Origin of the sequence: Rubritalea tangerina (genome assembly GCF_042683245.1) — a bacterium.
Lineage (GTDB): Bacteria > Verrucomicrobiota > Verrucomicrobiia > Verrucomicrobiales > Akkermansiaceae > Rubritalea > Rubritalea tangerina.
In genome coordinates this window covers 90,861-107,738 of the sequence record NZ_JBHUJB010000011.1, presented here as the reverse complement: position 1 = coordinate 107,738, position 16,878 = coordinate 90,861, and the positions used below count along the sequence as shown (strand labels likewise).

13 protein-coding genes are annotated in these 16,878 nt (G+C 49.5%); 5 read left to right on the top strand and 8 right to left on the bottom strand.

The genetic code is table 11. The features are described from left to right. Window positions 1–84 precede the first annotated feature (84 nt). The 4 genes from secY (at window position 85) to ACFSW8_RS02395 (ending at window position 5,980) form a co-directional block, all read left to right on the top strand. Entirely contained in the window at window positions 85–1,587 is a 1,503-nt protein-coding gene (gene secY, locus ACFSW8_RS02410) for a preprotein translocase subunit SecY (RefSeq protein ID WP_377089177.1), read from the top strand. 119 nt (window positions 1,588–1,706) lie between these two features. Beyond that, the gene (locus tag ACFSW8_RS02405; RefSeq protein WP_377089179.1) at window positions 1,707–2,345 is read left to right on the top strand and encodes an adenylate kinase family protein; all 639 of its coding nucleotides are present in this window, start codon (window positions 1,707–1,709) and stop codon (window positions 2,343–2,345) included. Window positions 2,346–2,393: 48 nt separating this feature from the next. After that, complete coding sequence (gene map, locus ACFSW8_RS02400; protein WP_377089180.1) at window positions 2,394–3,206, top strand: type I methionyl aminopeptidase; 813 nt, start codon at window positions 2,394–2,396, stop codon at window positions 3,204–3,206. 200 nt (window positions 3,207–3,406) lie between these two features. Further along, window positions 3,407–5,980, top strand: a complete 2,574-nt coding sequence (locus ACFSW8_RS02395; protein WP_377089182.1) for a penicillin-binding transpeptidase domain-containing protein — start codon at window positions 3,407–3,409, stop codon at window positions 5,978–5,980. Between the two features lie 3 nt (window positions 5,981–5,983). On the opposite strand, the gene ACFSW8_RS02390 is transcribed toward ACFSW8_RS02395, so the two are convergent. The 6 genes from ACFSW8_RS02390 to ACFSW8_RS02365 form a co-directional block, all read right to left on the bottom strand. Continuing rightward, the gene (locus tag ACFSW8_RS02390; protein WP_377089183.1) at window positions 5,984–6,667 is read right to left on the bottom strand and encodes a DUF2293 domain-containing protein; all 684 of its coding nucleotides are present in this window, start codon (window positions 6,665–6,667) and stop codon (window positions 5,984–5,986) included. Between the two features lie 240 nt (window positions 6,668–6,907). Beyond that, a complete protein-coding gene (locus ACFSW8_RS02385; RefSeq protein WP_377089184.1) occupies window positions 6,908–7,360 on the bottom strand; it encodes a cupin domain-containing protein in 453 nt (150 codons plus the stop codon). 4 nt (window positions 7,361–7,364) lie between these two features. Then, window positions 7,365–8,315 carry a L,D-transpeptidase family protein gene (locus ACFSW8_RS02380; RefSeq protein ID WP_377089185.1) on the bottom strand — a complete coding sequence of 317 codons (951 nt, stop codon included), beginning with the start codon at window positions 8,313–8,315 and terminating at the stop codon, window positions 7,365–7,367. Between the two features lie 102 nt (window positions 8,316–8,417). Further along, on the bottom strand, window positions 8,418–10,271 hold the full coding sequence (locus ACFSW8_RS02375) for a phosphoenolpyruvate carboxykinase (GTP) (RefSeq protein ID WP_377089186.1): 1,854 nt from the start codon (window positions 10,269–10,271) through the stop codon (window positions 8,418–8,420). 158 nt (window positions 10,272–10,429) lie between these two features. Next, on the bottom strand, window positions 10,430–10,750 hold the full coding sequence (locus tag ACFSW8_RS02370; RefSeq protein WP_377089187.1) for a hypothetical protein: 321 nt from the start codon (window positions 10,748–10,750) through the stop codon (window positions 10,430–10,432). Window positions 10,751–10,890: 140 nt separating this feature from the next. Continuing rightward, window positions 10,891–11,427 (bottom strand): rhodanese-like domain-containing protein, encoded by a 537-nt coding sequence (locus ACFSW8_RS02365; RefSeq protein ID WP_377089188.1) that lies wholly within the window; start codon window positions 11,425–11,427, stop codon window positions 10,891–10,893. A 78-nt stretch (window positions 11,428–11,505) separates the two neighbouring features. Between ACFSW8_RS02365 and ACFSW8_RS02360 the strand changes: the two genes are divergently transcribed. Next, window positions 11,506–11,820 carry an ArsR/SmtB family transcription factor gene (locus ACFSW8_RS02360; protein ID WP_377177331.1) on the top strand — a complete coding sequence of 105 codons (315 nt, stop codon included), beginning with the start codon at window positions 11,506–11,508 and terminating at the stop codon, window positions 11,818–11,820. Between the two features lie 240 nt (window positions 11,821–12,060). On the opposite strand, the gene ACFSW8_RS02355 is transcribed toward ACFSW8_RS02360, so the two are convergent. Both ACFSW8_RS02355 and gshAB read right to left on the bottom strand, forming a co-directional pair. Further along, a complete protein-coding gene (locus ACFSW8_RS02355; RefSeq protein ID WP_377089191.1) occupies window positions 12,061–14,316 on the bottom strand; it encodes a hypothetical protein in 2,256 nt (751 codons plus the stop codon). Between the two features lie 246 nt (window positions 14,317–14,562). Further along, window positions 14,563–16,863 (bottom strand): bifunctional glutamate--cysteine ligase GshA/glutathione synthetase GshB, encoded by a 2,301-nt coding sequence (gshAB, locus tag ACFSW8_RS02350; protein WP_377089192.1) that lies wholly within the window; start codon window positions 16,861–16,863, stop codon window positions 14,563–14,565. Window positions 16,864–16,878: the final 15 nt, after the last annotated feature.

Genomic DNA, 16,878 nt, shown 5'->3' with positions numbered 1-16,878 from the left:
GCATCTAATTTACACTTTTAGTGAGGAAGCGCTTGCGCGCTTCCTCACTTCTTTATACAAGCCGCCGCACAATCTAACTAAATTATGATTTCCGCATTTGCGAATACATGGAAAGTAGCCGAGCTACGTGAACGCATCATCTACGTCTTGGTGATGATCGTTATTGTCCGTTTGGGTGTTCACATATCACTACCAGGCATTGACGCTGGGGTGATTGACCAACACATGAAGAACATCGCTGAGAAGGGTGGCGAAGGTGGTGGAATGCTTGAAACCATGGCTACGATCTTTTCGGGCGGTGGTTTGCAGAAGCTAGGACTTTTTGCTTTGGGGATTATGCCCTACATTTCGGCGTCGATTTTGATGCAGCTGATGACAGCGGTGATGCCGAAGCTTGCGAAGCTTTCGCGTGAGGATGGAGGTCGTCAGAAGATCAACCAGTACACGCGTTTTATTACAATTTTGATAGCCTTGGTGCAGGGGGGATTACTTGCGAATCAAATTTCCAGCAACCCAGGGTCTTTACCATTTTTCACGGGTATTGAAGAAGTGGGCAAGGTGGTACCGAATCCAGGGATTGCATTCATCATCATCTTCACACTGTCAGTAGTAACTGGGACACTTCTCTTGATGTGGATTGGTGACCAAATGACTGAGAAGGGGATTGGTAATGGAACCTCGATCATCATTACGGTGAACATCATTTCCGCGTTGCCAGCGTCCTTGGCTTTGCTTTGGAAGTCACTTATCAGCAATGGCACACCAGCAGGTGCAGCCTTTGTTGTTTTCCTCTTTGCTTTCTTGATCTTCGTGATTGCAGCTACCATTGCGATTACGCAGGCACAGCGCCGCATAGCAATTCAGTATGCTAAACGTGTGGTTGGTCGTAAGCAATACGGTGGACAGACTCAGTATTTGCCGTTGAAGCTGAACTACGCGAACGTGATGCCCATTATTTTTGCGACAGCCATTTTAGGGATTCCTACAGTGATTGTGAGCCAGCTTTTCCCGACTGCGAGCTGGGGAATGACTTTGAATGAGATTCTTGGAGGTAACAGCCCGTGGTTCTACGTGATCGCAGGTGTGATGATCTTCTTCTTCTCTTACTTCTGGGTAGCCACGATGTTCCAGCCTTCAGAGATTGCTGAGAACCTCAAGCGCAGTGGTGGGTATATCCCGGGCATTCGTCCAGGTGAGCCAACTGCGAAGTTCCTCGATTTCACGATGACTCGTCTTACTTTTGCGGGGGCAGTCTTCTTGACGATCATTTTTGCTCTTCCATTTGTGGTTTCTCAGATGCCAAGGCTCTTTGGTGAGGACCCATTGAACCAGATGATTACGGGATTCTTTGGTGGTACTTCATTGCTCATTATGGTGGGTGTGATTCTCGACATCATGCGTCAAGTAGAGACTCAGCTTCTCCAGCGCAACTACGACGGATTCCTTCGTCAGGGTAAGCTCAAAGGAGCTGTTGATCGCCGCAATAAGCAACTCGCAGCTAAGAGCAGCAACAACATGCTTTACCTCTTGGTGATTGTTGCTCTGATCTTCATCCTTGGTATCGTTGCTCTTTCGATGAAAGGCTAGAGGATAGAAAAGACACTTTTATAATGGCCGCTGTGTTGAGACACTAGCGGCCATTTTTTTCCAGGGGCACAGAGAGGGTCGTTGATGTGGAGGCTGTGCTCATAACCATTTAAATTGAAATGCACCGAATTGTATTAATTGGACCACCAGCGAGTGGTAAGGGGACACAATGTAAGAGGATTGAGAGCTTATTGGGCGTACCGACATTAGGCACGGGAAATCTATTGCGTCGCGAAGTGGAATCGGGCTCCGATTTGGGGCAGGAGGTTGACGGTTATTTGAGCAAAGGTGCTTATGTGCCAGATGGTTTGATTATGCGACTGGTGCAGTCATGGATGGCTGAGCACGGGGAGGCTGGTTGGTTGCTGGATGGATTTCCCCGTACTTTGGCTCAAGCTCAGGCTCTAGAAAGCGACTCAGGCTTTCAAGCGCCGAGTTTAGCGATAGCATTGGACGTGCCTCAGGCTGTTTTAGAGGGGCGGATCAACAATCGTCGTGAGTGTTCTGAGTGTGGGGCCACCTTTTCAGTGGTGAATGGAACTATGGACATTTGTCCGGATTGTGGAGGGGCATTGGTATCTCGCGCAGATGACGATTTGGAGAATTTTCGTGCACGATATGCAAATTACCGTGATCTGACTCAACCCTTGTTTGACTACTATGCCGCGCAAGGTAAGTTGCTGGTCGTAGATGGGACTGCAAGTCCGGATGATGTCTACTCAGTCATTGAAAATCATCTGACTCAGGAGGTCAGCTAGCGAGACTGGTGTCCCATTTAACTAATTTCCTATAGAAAGAATCGATCCATGGCCAAACGCAAACCAAACAAGAACAAGATCCCAATCAAGTCACCAGAAGACATCAAACAGATGCGTGTGGCATGTGAGACTGCGAGCGAGATCCTCCAAGCTACGGCAAAATTTATAGAAGCCGGGAAGACGACAAAGGAAGTTGATCTCTATGCGGCTGAGTTGATCAAGGAGAGGGATTGTATCTCAGCGTTTCTTGGCTATCGCGGATTTCCCGGGAATATTTGTATTTCTCCCAATGAGGAGGTGGTTCATGGGATTGGCTCAGATCGTGTCATTCAAGATGGAGATGTGATCAGTATTGATATCGGCGTGGTAAAGAATGGGTGGATTGGTGACAATGCTACGACGGTGCCAGTAGGTGCTATTTCTGATGAAACAAAGCGTTTGCTCGCTGTGACTGAACAATCGCTTTACGAAGCCTTGTCTTTTGCCAGAGACGGGGTGCCATTGGCTGATCTCTGTGGAGCTGTGGCCGAGTATGTGAAACCCTTCAAGCTTGGAGTGGTGAAAGAGTTTGTTGGGCATGGTGTTGGGAAAGAACTACATGAGGAACCTCAGGTTCCGAACTACCGACCACTTGGTCGCACGCCTCGACTTAAAGAGGGGATGGTTTTGGCGGTTGAGCCGATGATTAATGCTGGGACACCACGTGTGAAGATTTTAGATGATGGCTGGACAGTGATCACAGGCGATAAGAAATACTCTGCTCATTTTGAGCACACCGTGTGTGTGGGCAAAGATGGCCCAGATATTTTGACAGCACGCCCGCGTGAAGCCACGGAAGAAATTTTAGGCATTACGCTCTAATGGGGCATTGTGTTCTGGGCTATTTCCTCAGGGTGGAGAGGTTTCTTTCCGCTGGAGCAAGAAATGCTCGGAACCTAACTTCAGAGATCAATGATTGAATCTCTGGCGCGAACCGCTTAGTAGTCTTTTTAGTGAATTTATCTCAGGGCATCTCATTTTGGCATTCTTCGAAGGTAACGGGGTGTGTTGTCTTGGCTCTGATGCTTTCAACGCAGCTACAGGCTGATCGTTCAGAAGCCCTCCGCGAACTTGAGTCTCAATTTGCAAAAAGACGGAGTGCGAGTCAGTCTAAGCAACCCAAGCCCGCGCCAGAAGCGGAGGAGCTTGAAAAACCAAAGGTTGTTGCGAAGCCCAAGGTTGTTGAGAAACCCAAGGTGGTTGAGAAACCCAAGGTGGTTGAAAAGCCAAAGGTAGTTGAGAAGCCAAAGGTAGTTGAGAAACCCAAGGTAGTTGAGAAGCCCAAGGTAGTTGAAAAGCCAAAGGTAGTTGAAAAGCCAAAGGTAGTTGAAAAGCCAAAGGTAGTTGAAAAGCCAAAGGTTGTTGAAAAGCCAAAGGTTGTTGAGAAGCCCAAATCGGGTAATGCGATGGAGGCTTCGGGGCTGGGAGTGCGTCAGCCCAAGGCTCAGAGCAGAACTGTACGGCAAAGTGTGAGTGCCAGCCAGCGAGCGGGATCGTTGGTGGCTGTGCAAAGTGAGTCGGCAGTGGATGCCATTTCCGAGTTGGACGCGCCGATGAAGCGTTCGGCCGATTTAGCAGCCATTGAGACACGTCCGAATGCTCGGACGATGACGCTTTCAATTCCTGGGTTACGTGGTCAGATTCTCGACCGCTATGGTAATCCCTTAGCTCAGAATAAAGTCGTTTGGTACCCAGCTCTGCAGTACCAGCAATTTGAAAATGCAGACAAGGCGTTTGTGGTAGCTTGGGCACGTGAGCGGATTACGAAAGCCAATGAGATCTTTGGTATCGAGTGGAAGGTGAGTGATGATGAGCTTTGGGAGCACTATCGTCACAGGCGTTGGTTGGCCATGCCCTTCACACACGTTGTGGATGCCGAACGCAAGGCATTGTTAGAGCCTCAGTTGATTGATGGTTTGATTCTTCACCCGCTTTACCAAAGGTATTACCCGCAGGGGGAGCTCGCTGCGCACCTCATTGGTTATGTCGGCTCCAAGGGGAAGTTAGAGAAGGGGCCTATTAACTATGGAGATCCAATCTTTGAATTTACTGAGGGGAGGGCTGGCTTTGAAAAGCTTTATGACAAGGAACTTACAGGGATTCCTGGACTGAGAAAGTTGCAATATGATTCTTCAGGAGCAGAGGTTCTAAGGGAAGAAAAGCGTGCTCCGCAGCAGGGGGGGACAGTGGTAACGACCATTGACCTCGAATGGCAGAAGAGAGCCGAAGAAGTGTTAGCGCAGCATGCCCATAAAGGGGCTTTAGTGATCATTGATGTGCGTACTGGCGAGTTGGTAGCCATGGCCTCGCGACCTTCCTATGACCTCAATACCTTCGTGCCATTCATAACCTCCAAGGATTATACGGCGCTCAGAGAAGACCCAGATGCTCCATTATTTGCACGATCGTACCAAGGTGAGTATCCTCCCGCCTCTACTTTCAAGGCAGTAGTGGCTCTTTCGGCTCTTCAGCACGGTGTGTTAGATCGTTATACCCAGATCAATACTCCGGCATTCATTCAGTTAGGGAAGCACCAGATGTGGAACTGGTCGAAGAAGCCGGAAGGTTTGATGAATATAGTCAAAGGGCTTTATCGCTCTAACAACCCATTTTTTATTCAGGTTGGCATAGCCACGCGGCCACAGAATATTGTGCAGACCGCGGAGCAATTAGGCTATGGAAAGAAGACTGGCTTACCACTTGTTGGTGAGAAGAAGGGACTTTTACCGAGTGATGCGTATATGCGGAAGCATCACAAGCGTCGCATGACCGATGGTGATACGGCGAATATGTCTATTGGTCAGGGTGTGGTGTTAGCGACACCGCTTCAAGTAGCTCAGGGTATGGCGGCGATAGCGAATGGAGGGAAGTTACCGAAGCTTCAATTGGTTCGTCAGGTTCAGGATGCGAATGGTCGTATCATCAAGTACAATCGCGATGAGCCAAGGCAGTTACTCAATATGAGTGCGACTGACGTGGCATTGGTGCAGGAGGGATTGATGAAGGTTGTGAATGATCCTGCAGGTACGGGTAAACGTGCCTATCTGGACTACACAATTGTCTGTGGTAAGACTGGTACTGCCCAGTGGGGGCCAAAAGAAAAGGAACAACGCTTGGGGTGGTTTACGGGTTTCTTCCCCTTAAACAATCCGAAGTACGCTTTTGCAATGGTCTACGAGGGGCGTCCCGGCGAGAAAGTTAGTGGGGGTAGTAAGGCTGCTCCAATGGTGAAGAGTTTCTTCCAGCCGATTAAAGATGAGGTCATGTTTCGGGTGAACCCACCCGTAAGGGCATTGGTCGTAGAAGAAGAGGAGCCAGAGACGCTCCCAGACGATTTGGGGGTTCCGGGACGTGCAATGGTGATTGATGAGGCACAAGATTTACCTGATGCACCGCCAGCTCCTCGGGCAGTCCTCGTTGAGGAAGATGAAGCCCTCGTTCCTGATGATACACCACGGGCTGTGCCAGTCGAAGATGAGGTCGATGTGCCAGATCTTAGGCCTCTACCAGAGGGTATTATTGAACGCCCTGCACCCGAGCCCGAAGACGGGGGGGAAGCGCCGCCTCGCAGAGCGCTCATCATTGAGGAAGAATAAATTCTACTGCGCCTTTTGTAAGGCTTGATAGAGTGGGCAGCGCTTTAGGTCGATGGGTGCGTGATCTCGGTATTTGTCTAAGAGAGCACGCGAACGTTTCGCTAACATTCTACGAACTTCACGGCGTTTACCTTTTTCTCTGGGGATGACCATATCGTCATAGGCTGTTGTTTGGTGCCGCATCCAAGCGATGACGGCGGATTCCGCGCGTTGTTCAATGGGGATACGCTGGGTACGAGCCACGGTGCCGCTGCCAACGGGGACTGCGTGTTCAGCGACTCGTTTTGCTAATTGATCTTCAAATGCGTCGTATGCATATGAGAAATTAAGGAAGTGTTGGACTGCAGCTGTAAATTCAAGCACGTAGCGTTCTTGTTCTTTAGCTCGGCGCGCACGACCAGCATCTAACTTCTTTTGGTAAGCAGGGTCTTCTCGCTCAGCAAGCAGTGCATTGCGCAAGGCTTCGATCCGTGTTGCTGGCGCCCAGATTCCTTTGGAGAAGAGTTTCCTACCCTTAGGTTCTTTCACAGTCCAGCTGGGGCCGTCTTTTTTGATACGCCGGGATAAGGCCGCATCACCTGGTTTGAGCAAGGCCCAGCCAAGTGGGATCTTGAGTTCCTTGCCTTCGAGGCTGAGGACGTATCCAGCTTTTTTCGATGGACGAACTTCTAAACTCTGATCAGCCATGCACAGAGGTGTAGCCGGGAGAGTGGCTGATGGAAGTGGAAAGTGCGGAAATTCTATTGTCTACGGCGCAAGGTGAGCATAGCGGTAGCCGTGAAAGCATTGGATAGAAGTTTTAACAATAGATAGATTCAGGTAGGAGGTCTGATTTGGCCACACATAGTAAACTCATACAAAGCACTCTATGCTCAGGGCTATCACTAGGATAGCAGGAGATCAGAGTATGGGGGGAGGCTAGATTTGTTAGATAAGGTGGCTCAGTTGGGCTTGGTTTTTTTTGAGTAATTCGGCGTGGCCAACACAGTCTCGGATTAGGGTGAAATCCTGAAACTCGAAACCTGGTGCGACGCTGCATCCTACGAGTGCCGAGTCACCGATGGGTTCAGCTGCTTGCCAATGATGGGCAGGTACAACGTGGCAGAATTGGTTAGCAGCTTCGGAGAGCTCGATGACTTCAACTTCATCACTTTCTCCGTCCCATTGATAGAGTCGGATGCCTTCTCCTTTATAGAGGTTCCAGACTTCTTCACTGCTGACTTTATGGAAGCAGCTCTTCTCAGGTTTTTCTAACAGAAAATATATATGTGTTAGAGCTGATCGAGTACCTAAGTTTTTGGCATCGACTTTATGGATGGAGCGGAAGACTTCTCGGTAATTGCCGCCTTCGGGGTGCGGTTCGAGGTTTGTTGGCTGCATGGGGTTAGGAGCTAGCGTCTTCTTTACGTTGTTGTTCCTCTTTGTGTCCTTGTAGAATAGGAAATCCTTTACCAGTGGACTTTTTGATAGAGTCGTTAGTGACGACGAGGTTTGTACCAGGGGTGAGCATGCCTTGGAGGAGGTGTTGGAAGCGTGGGTCGATTTTAAACCATTCATCGAGTGTTTCGGTATGGTGGGCTTTATGGCCACTTACTTGAGTCCAGGCTGAGGTGGTTTGATTATTTTTGGCATCGACTTTCCATCCGCTGAAGATGAAGGCAGTGGTACCTTTGACATGGTTTCCGAAGAGTTTTGTAGAAACTGGGCATTCACCAATGGTGATTCCATTTCTGATAAGGTAGAGTTTTTTATCGGCCTTACTGTAAAGCAGGGATACTGGGCCAGAGGGGGAGAGTTCTGGCTGCCAGATAAAGTTGGAGCTTGAGCCGTCAGCAAATTGAACTTTGTGGCCATTGGAGACATGGATATCTGGGGCATCATTGGTCACAATGACGGTGGTTCCTTTGTGAGTGACTCCGAAGAGTTTTTTCGAAAAGTCGTATGGGAGGTGGATACAGCCATGGGAAGACGGGTGGCCTGGGAGAGCTCCTGCGTGGAGTGCGACTCCACCCCATGTGAGGCGCTCAGAGTAGGGCATGGGCGCATTCCCATACGTGCGGGAGCGGTGGTCAGCATCTTTATTAAGGATATGGAAGACGCCGGTGGGGGTTTCGTGCCCCTTGAAGCCGGTACTGACTTCGGAGCTACCGATCTTAATGCCATTACGGTAGACTGCTGCAGTTTGAGTTTTGAGGCTCACGGTGATAAGCACTGGGCCGTCTTTTGAGAGCTCTGGCTGCCAGATGAAGGAATCTGGGTTGTGTTGCCGATCTTCTGCTGAGAGAGGCTGCATGAGTCCTAAGACAGCACAGGCGAGAGAGAGAGGTTTTTTCATGTGATCTTAAAGTAGGGAGTTCTGGAGTGTTGGCAAGTTCTGATCACCAACAAAAATGGCGGAGAGCTTGGAAGTTCTCCGCCATTTGGGTGAAAAGTGAGTTTAATCTACAATACGCGATGCGAGGAGTTCACGTTGGTAGATGAGTTCTTTAGGGATAGAGTGGTGGAGTTTCAGGAAGAGTTCTCCTTGGCTAAGGATTTCTTGCTCCCACTCTTCTGGGTTGATTGCCATGACTTCAGCGAAGTCTTCTTGGCTGAATTGCTCGAGTTGTTCGAGGTCCATTTCGGCGAGTTTGGGGACCCATCCGATGGCTGTTTCATGCCCGAGGGCTCGTCCTTTACAGCGGTTTACGATCCACTCGAGGACGCGCATATTTTCCCCAAATCCAGGCCAGAGGAATTTTCCATCTTGGTCTAGGCGGAACCAATTGACGTGGAACATTTTTGGTAGGCGTTCGATTTTCTTACCCATTTTAAGCCAATGGCGGAAGTAGTTGCCCATGTTATAGCCACAGAAGGGGAGCATCGCCATGGGATCGCGTCGGACTTGCCCAATGGCTCCGGCAGCGGCGGCAGTAGTTTCTGAACCCATTGTTGCACCAATGTAGACACCATGAGACCAATTGAAGCTTTGGTAGACGAGAGGCATGGTGGTTTTACGCCGTCCGCCAAAGATGATTGCAGAGATGGGGACACCTTCAGGATTCTGCCAATCGGGGTCAATTGTCGGGCATTGGTTTGCTGGAGCTGTGAAGCGGGCATTCGGGTGTGCTGCTTTGACGCCATTCTCACCGTCTTTGGGAGTCCAGTCATTACCTTGCCAATCAATGGCGTGTGCAGGAGGAGGGCCGTCCATTCCTTCCCACCAGACGTCGCCGTCATCGGTGAGTGCGACGTTGGTGAAGATGCAGTTTTCTTTCATCGACTCCATAGCATTTGGATTCGACTCGTAGGATGTCCCCGGAGCAACACCGAAGTAGCCAGTCTCAGGGTTGATTGCATGCAGGCTGCCATCTTCGTGTGGCCAGAGCCAAGCAATGTCATCTCCAACAATTGTCGTCTTCCAACCTTCTTTGCGATACTTTTCAGGGGGGACGAGCATGGAGAGGTTGGTTTTTCCGCATGCGGAAGGGAAAGCTCCAGTGACGTAAGTTTTTTCACCCGTGGGGGACTCAAGGCCCAGAATGAGCATGTGCTCTGCCATCCAGTCGTGCTCGCGAGCAATATTAGAGGCGATCCGAAGCGCGAGACATTTCTTGCCGAGGAGGGCATTGCCACCGTAGCCAGAGCCATAAGAGGCTATTTCACGTGAGCGGACAAAATGGACGATGTATTTTTCATCGTTACAGGGCCAAGGTACATCTGCTTGTCCTTCTTCTAGGGGAGCGCCGACTGAGTGGAGACAAGGAATGAAGAAGCCAGGTTTTGTCCGGCGGGATTCAATTTCACCGAATGCCTCTTTCTCAAGGCGCTCGAGGACGTGTGAACCCATCTGGGTCATGATACGCATATTCAACACAGCGTATGCGGAGTCTGTAACCTGCACACCAATTTTGGCGAGTGGGGAGTCTAATGGCCCCATACAGAAAGGCACGACATACATGGTGCGGCCTTTCATCGATCCTTTGAAAACTTGGAGGATTTCTTTTTTCATGGCAGCGTCCTCACACCAATTATTGGTTGGGCCGGCTTGGTCTTTGCGCTTAGTCGAAATGAATGTGCGTTCTTCGACGCGAGCGACATCAGATGGGGCTGATCGTGCTAGAAAGCTGTTGGGGCGTTTTTCTGGGTTTAGGCGGATGAGGGTGCCTTTTTCGACGAGTTCGTTAGTGAGTTGATTCCATTCATCTTGTGAGCCATCGCACCAATGCACTGCTTTTGGCTCGCAGAGATCGATCATCTTGTTGACCCATTTAGTTAGGGCTTTATGGCGTGTGGGGTGATCTGTAGTCATCACCTATCAAGAAAACAGGGATCTGGTTAGATAGCAATCTAAACTCATGACTGTGCCATTTTATTTGGTATCAGGATCAAATGGGCACAAGGGTGGCTGGAGCACGCGCTTTGCAAGGGGCTCGTAGTGAGTGGGTGGGGGATTCTAACTCTGTTTTTTTAGAGCATTGAGGCGGCATCTTGTTTGCCGTCGTTCTGTAACTTTTCAAGGATCTTTCGGACGAAGATACGTTGATAGGTTGCATTATCAAATTCCTCGGAGCTTCTTTTACCCCCCATTTTGTATGCTTGTTCCATTGCTTCTGGATGGGCGTAGTCTACTAATTCTGCGACGTATTCTTCGCCAAGGGCTGGTCCAAGCTCCTGTTGTAATTGTTCTGTGGCGTCCGCTTTGATTTCATTACTGACCTTCGACTTATTGTAGAATTTCAGACCTACAACGATTGCAATGACGACAAGAATAGGGAGTATCTTTTTCATGAGGACACATAGCTCATAGTTTCTCTGTTAGGCTGTCAAGCTTCAAGCAAGGTCTTCGATCATCTGGAGGGGGGAAGTGCCTCCACATCGGTGTTACTGTCCATCGCTCAAGAACTCTTGAGCTTATTTGTTTAGATCGTTCACCCTTCTGAGCACGCCTCTACATCTTTGGCAGGGCGATTCCAAGGCATCTTGGCAAGTACGACACCTAGACCACAAAAGCCAGTAGTGCCAGCCAGCAAGAGACCGCAGGCTGTAGCAATCAGCACCCAGATCCAAAGAGGGCTGACTGTAGCACACATTACGGCGGCTATTAAATTGATTGAGCCGACGGTGATATGGACCTGGCGGATCAGGGGTAAGCCCTTGGGTACCCCGCGTACCACTGGATGTCCGGCTTTTTCCCAAGCTTGTAGTGAACCATCGAGCGCAAAGAGCTCGATGCCCGATTTTTTTAGGGCTGAGGCGGCTTTCTTGCAACGCGCTCCTGTGAGGCAGGTGAGGACTACTTTCTTACCTTGAGCCTTAAAGCGTATTTCTCCTGCATTCAATCCATCAAGCGGGTGCATGTGTGCTTGTTCAATGTGTGCTTCTTCAAACTCATTTGGCGTACGCACATCGGTCAGATAATACGCACTTGGGTTTTCGAGGTATTCTTTGATGGTGATGGTTGTCATCGTTCAAATCTTAGGTTAAGTTTAACTATATCGCGATATAGGAATGTGCAAAAGAAAAGATCAAACGGTAGTTCAGCAATGAGAGAGGAGCAGCTGGAGGACGTGGCGAAATTATTTAAGACGCTTTCTGAGCCGGTTCGTCTGCGTATTTTATCATGTTTGATGGAAGGCAGTAAGACGGTTGGCGAAATAGTGGAGTTGACAGCATTGAAGCAGGGAAATGTCTCGAAGCACTTAAAGATATTGAGTGATGCCGATTTATTGAGCCGTCAGAAGGAGGGGAATTATGTATATTACCGTATTGCGCAGCCCTTGCTATTCGATCTATGCGGCTTAGTGTGTCAGCAGTTAGAGGAGACTGCGCAGGGGAAGCTCGATCGACTCAAAGCTTAGTAGGAGGGGATATCGGTCGGCATCGGTATCGCACATCTAGAAATGGCTAGCATTAAGTGCTGAACCAATTTGAGGGGGGGAAGCATGCCCGCTTGTATGTCGATGGGAGCATGCTAGATCTAACGAGTTGTTCGTGATCTCGTGGATAGTGTGTGAGTTGTTGCAGTGTTTTAGCGAAGAACTGAGACTGTAGTAGGCGGAGGCTCAGATTGCCGCTCGTAGAGTGGGTGCTCTGAGTAGTTAGATTTTTCTCCAATGAGCGAGTCTATTTTGGAGGTCATTTTCTACTTGGAAGTGGCGTGAGCTGATGGCCGTGTGGAGTCGTCTCTCCCAGAGTGAATGCTCTTTGTTAGGTTGGCTATGTGCGAAGCGTGGGATATCTTCAAGTTGGATGCTACGTTCTGCGGGCATGAAGGGATCGGTGCCGTGCTTATCGACGCTATTGACGAGGCTGTGTGTGAGGGCGAGGGCGCCGAAGAGTTGGCAGAGTGTGAGTTGGCGGAAGTCCTCGCGTGCGCGTTCGTAGGCGGCTTCACCTTGGTTTTCTGGGAGGAAATCTAGGTTTCGAAAGCTATCTCCGACATAGGCCACAGCTTGTTTGAGAGTGGCATTCGTATGATCTGAAGAGATGAGGTTGGTGAGGTTGTTGCGCACTCGGGTGACTTCTTGGGTGAGGGGGAGTGTTGCGTAGGTGCGGAAGAGTCTTCTGTAGAGATTGCGTCCGAGGTCCGAGAGTTTTAGCTCCATGACATCTTTAGGAAGTGATGTGGGGGAGACGGCATGGAGGGCGCCAAGATGCTCGAGAATGGGTTGCATGATGTTCTCGTAGCCAGGAAAAGTGACCCCAGAAGCATTGATACGTGCTCCTTGAGCTCGTTGATTGTAGGCGCTGACAGCTTTAGCGATCGGGTCGACTCCGTGTGCACCGGAAGGCTTGAGTGCGTACATGAGAGTGAGCTGGTCGAAGTTTGCAAAGGAGAGTGCTTTGGGGCCGAGGGTTTGAATGAGTTTCCAAGCTGCTGAGCGAGCTTCTTGCATGTCGCTCACTGGTTTGTCTTTGGCTGCTTGTAGTGAGGGGTGTGTTTTAGCTCTGGTGATACCGAGTGGGTTGTGCTTTTCAAAGAAGCTAATGACCGCTTCTGAGGGAGAGAAGTTAGAGCTGGGGGTATCGTAGGACTTAAACTCACCATAGTGACCAAGTATGAGTTTTGTGAAGCGGGGGTCGGCGCCAGTGTTGCCATTCGAAGTGAGGTAGCGATCTTCTAACAATTCGCTATATGGGTTATTTCCAAAAGCTAAATTTGCAATAGCTTGTTTACAGCAAATATCAGCGGTTGGAGTGACGAGGAGTGGGTAAGCAGCATCTGCGCAGACGCGCTTTAGCTCGGTAATAAAGAGTGTGATGATATCTTGGAATTTGAGAGCGCGATTTTCGGCTTTGATCTGATTTGTTTTACCGACTGCGAACTTGGTTGTGTGTTTTGGGGGGCGCTTAGAGAGCTGTTGGTACTTGGCGACGATGGTCGGCATTTGAGTTTTTAGGTCACGGATGACAAATGGCATCGCACCTCCAGGCACACCGGCGGCACAGAGTTGTTCTTTGAGGGCTAGGGGAATATCGAAGTCTTTGCGTTGTGGGTTTTTCCAGATCCTCTCACTGGTTGAAGTTAGAGAATGATAGGCGTCTTGGTTATCGATGAGCTGTGGATTGATCGAGCTGAGTGAATGATGTGAGGAACCGCCGGCTAGTGGGCCTTCGACAGTTTCAATCGAATGGATACCGAGGTCTATAGCTTTGCGGATAGCCTCGAGGGAGCTGGTGTCATTGGTCGAGTGAATGTGGAGCTCGATGGGGATATTGAGGGGGGTGAGGTAGGATTGGAGGGCTGGGAGGAGGGTGGCCATGCGCTGAGCGGTCATTTGGCCAGACATGTCTTTGATGGCGATGTGTGTGAAGCCCTTAGCTACGAGCTTTTGTGCGTAGCTGACAAAGTAGGCATCTGTGTAGCGGTCGGGGGCTTGTGGGTAGTTTCCAAAGCAAATGGCACCTTGTAGGATGACGTGTTTGAGTGCCTTAACCGATTCAGGCAAGTCGAGGTTATCGATATCATTGAGCGCGTCGAAGAATCGAATTTTGGTGATACCGCTTTTGATGAATTCAAGTAATGTGGCTTCGACGACATCTTTATCATAGTGGCGGAATCCAAGTGCGTTAGCGCCACGGAAAAGCATTTGAAGGTCGAGTTCAGCGACTGAGTTATGATGTGTGATCGCATTATGCAGGGCGTCACTGATGACAAATGGGTTATAGCCATTACTGATAGCGGTTTGAAAACTTTGGCCCCCAGCAACCTCGGCGGAATTGAAGCCCGCCGTAGAGGTCGCCTTGAGGATAGTGGCCATTTCAGCGGTGTTGAGTACCCAATCTCCAACAGCGAGTGTTGATTGTTGTCCGTCTCTGAGGCTGAGGTTTGTTTTGAGTAGGGGCGTATCCATAGCGATCAATGAAAGGCTGTTAGCTTAGCGGTTCAATGTCTGAAAGCAACTGTGGAGTGTGTACATGGCGAATGAATCAGAGGGGGTATAGTTGCTAGGCTGATCGGGGGGCTCCAAGTTTTAGGAGTGATGGCAATGCGTGAATATTGTGTAAAGTGTGATGAAAATCCTGTATGGGCAGCATTTGATTTATGCGTTTCTCGACCTTGTAGATCTCAGCATAGCGAAGAACTAAGTGGGGGGACTCTAGAAGCCTAGGTAGTCTAACAACTTTTTGTTAAGTTGGCGGTTGGAGCCTTTGAATGGGAAGCAATGGATGTGGATAGCGGGGTTGAAATTCATTTCAATGATTGCATAGTTGTCGTCATTTGCGGGCTCAGAGATATTGGGGATGATCATATCGAGTCCAGTGATGGCGACATTGAGGGCTTTGGCGGCATCTGAGGCGATTTGTTTATAGCTGGGGTGGATATCATCCGTGAAGTCGAGGCTATCGCCGCCTGTGCTGATGTTCGAATTTTCTCTTAGGTAGATAATTTCCTGATTTTTTGGGGTGTAATTGAAGTCGAGTCCTTGGGTTTCGAGGAAGAGCTTTTCGGCGTCTCCGAGCTGAATTTTCTCGAGTGGTGTGACGTAGCCTTTGCCTCGGAGAGGGTCTTGGTTTTTGATTCGTACGAGTTCTGAGATAGAATGTGAGCCGTCACCCATGACATTGGCAGGGACCCGATGGAGGACGCCTTCCACTTTATTATCGATGAGGAAGAAGCGAAACTCTCGACCTGCGATGAATGGTTCAACTAGGACTGAGCTGTCTTCAGCGAAAGCCATTTTGAGAGCAGTTAGGTAGTGGTTTTCGTCAGAATTTTGTTTAAGGATAGTGATGCCGAGGCCGAAGTTGGTGGATTTAGGTTTTACGACGATAGCTTGCGATTTATAGCGATTAAAATCTGCGAGGGCATGTTTTAAGTCAGTGTAATGGCCGCCGACTGGAACAGTAAGGTTCGAGCGTTGGAGCACCTTCTTTGTTACGAGTTTGTTCTCCATCATCAAGATGGTGGCATAATTGTCCTTTGAGGTTTTTGTTGCCTGTTGGATGTATTCAGTATGCTTATTTTTCGTGAGTGCGACGAAATTCTCTGAGCGGTCTAACAACTCAAATGAGATGCCACGCAGGACGGCTTCACGGAGGATGAGTTGAGTAGAGAGTTCGAGGTCTTCCAGGCCGGAGAAGCGGAAGTTTTGGTGAAGGGAATTTACTTGGAAGTTTTTTGCTTGTTGGAGGTTGTAGGGGATGAAGCCCTGATTTTGTATTCCTTTTCTCGTAATTTCGAGTGGTGCGTTCTCTGGGTTATCGAGGCATGACTCAAAGAATTTGATAGATCTGTTGTAGTTGTTAGGTGCGTCATCTGGGACGAGATTAGCAATTTCTTGGAGGAATTTTCTGACTGCACCTTTGGGGGAGTGAGGGAATGGTGATCCATTAGCATCGAGGATCTTTGAATCGTAGCCACAACAGGCACAGTGGTATTGGTTTTGCGATGCGATGCGTTGTTGGGCAGCGTCGAAGGGAGCTGGTTCTTCTTTTGCAAGAGACCAGAGCATGAATAGGTGAAGGAGGTGGAGGCTCTCGGGGCGGATGCCGGATTTGGTGGTTGGGTCGAGGTCTAACAACCGAACTTCAAGGTGAGTGATTTCACCGGTTTGGAGGTTTGTTTTGAGTCTAATCGGGCTATAGAGTTCTTTCTCGTGGATGAGTTTGCCAGCATCGACGAGGTCACGGACAGATCGATGGAATTGGGGCCAAGATGCATAATTTAGGGTAAATTCTTCGTTATTTCTGTAGCCGCAAATGCTGGCGCGGACGGATACAGATTTTGTTCCGCAGCATGTCTGAGGGACGACTTCTGGGAGGTCTGGGCAGATGGTGCTGTAGCTGTTGTCAGCGGCAGGTGTGTTTCCTAACAACGCTATCATGATCCAGCGGTAACGCATCATGTTGCGCATGGCAGTCATGTAGACATGCGATTTAAATTCAGTTTGAGTGAGCTGAGAATGGTTCGATTCACGCTGGAGGTTTTCGAGGAGGGACTCTGAGAAGCTGAGGTTGACGTGGACGCCTGAGATCATTTGTTTTTTCCGCCCGTAGGTTTGGGCGAGGAAGCGTCTATATTCGGCGAGAGCTCGATGTTCTGAGTCAAATTGAGCGAGTGGGATTTGGGAGCCATCTTCGGGCAAGGCTGGCGGCATACTTTGCGGCCAGAGCAGCTCGTTGTCTAAGTTTTCGGTGACGACATCATGAATGGTTTCCATGAAACCCAGCGCCTCATGGATTGAGTCCATAGGTGGAGTTATCATTTCTAACTGGCTTTCGGAGAAGTCAACAGTAACGAAGGGGTGGGCGAGTTTGTCGCCAAAGATGTGGGGGTGTGGAGTTTGTGCGAGTTTGCCTTCGAGATCGACTCTGACGTGTTCTTTTTCTAGGCCAAATTTCCCTTCAAGAAGCCAGGTTTGGCTGGAAGGAGCGAGGAGCGCTTCACCAATCTGCATGGTAGGATAGTGCAC

What these genes read in the sequence shown, in the direction of transcription:
- ACFSW8_RS02370 (WP_377089187.1), bottom strand. Translation starts at nt 10,750, where the DNA reads ATGAAAAAGATACTCCCTATTCTTGTCGTCATTGCAATCGTTGTAGGT.
- ACFSW8_RS02380 (WP_377089185.1), bottom strand. Translation starts at nt 8,315, where the DNA reads ATGAAAAAACCTCTCTCTCTCGCCTGTGCTGTCTTAGGACTCATGCAG.
- ACFSW8_RS02395 (WP_377089182.1), top strand. Translation starts at nt 3,407, where the DNA reads ATGCTTTCAACGCAGCTACAGGCTGATCGTTCAGAAGCCCTCCGCGAA.
- secY (WP_377089177.1), top strand. Translation starts at nt 85, where the DNA reads ATGATTTCCGCATTTGCGAATACATGGAAAGTAGCCGAGCTACGTGAA.
- ACFSW8_RS02390 (WP_377089183.1), bottom strand. Translation starts at nt 6,667, where the DNA reads ATGGCTGATCAGAGTTTAGAAGTTCGTCCATCGAAAAAAGCTGGATAC.
- ACFSW8_RS02385 (WP_377089184.1), bottom strand. Translation starts at nt 7,360, where the DNA reads ATGCAGCCAACAAACCTCGAACCGCACCCCGAAGGCGGCAATTACCGA.
- ACFSW8_RS02375 (WP_377089186.1), bottom strand. Translation starts at nt 10,271, where the DNA reads ATGACTACAGATCACCCCACACGCCATAAAGCCCTAACTAAATGGGTC.
- gshAB (WP_377089192.1), bottom strand. Translation starts at nt 16,863, where the DNA reads ATGCAGATTGGTGAAGCGCTCCTCGCTCCTTCCAGCCAAACCTGGCTT.
- ACFSW8_RS02405 (WP_377089179.1), top strand. Translation starts at nt 1,707, where the DNA reads ATGCACCGAATTGTATTAATTGGACCACCAGCGAGTGGTAAGGGGACA.
- map (WP_377089180.1), top strand. Translation starts at nt 2,394, where the DNA reads ATGGCCAAACGCAAACCAAACAAGAACAAGATCCCAATCAAGTCACCA.
- ACFSW8_RS02365 (WP_377089188.1), bottom strand. Translation starts at nt 11,427, where the DNA reads ATGACAACCATCACCATCAAAGAATACCTCGAAAACCCAAGTGCGTAT.
- ACFSW8_RS02355 (WP_377089191.1), bottom strand. Translation starts at nt 14,316, where the DNA reads ATGGATACGCCCCTACTCAAAACAAACCTCAGCCTCAGAGACGGACAA.
- ACFSW8_RS02360 (WP_377177331.1), top strand. Translation starts at nt 11,506, where the DNA reads ATGAGAGAGGAGCAGCTGGAGGACGTGGCGAAATTATTTAAGACGCTT.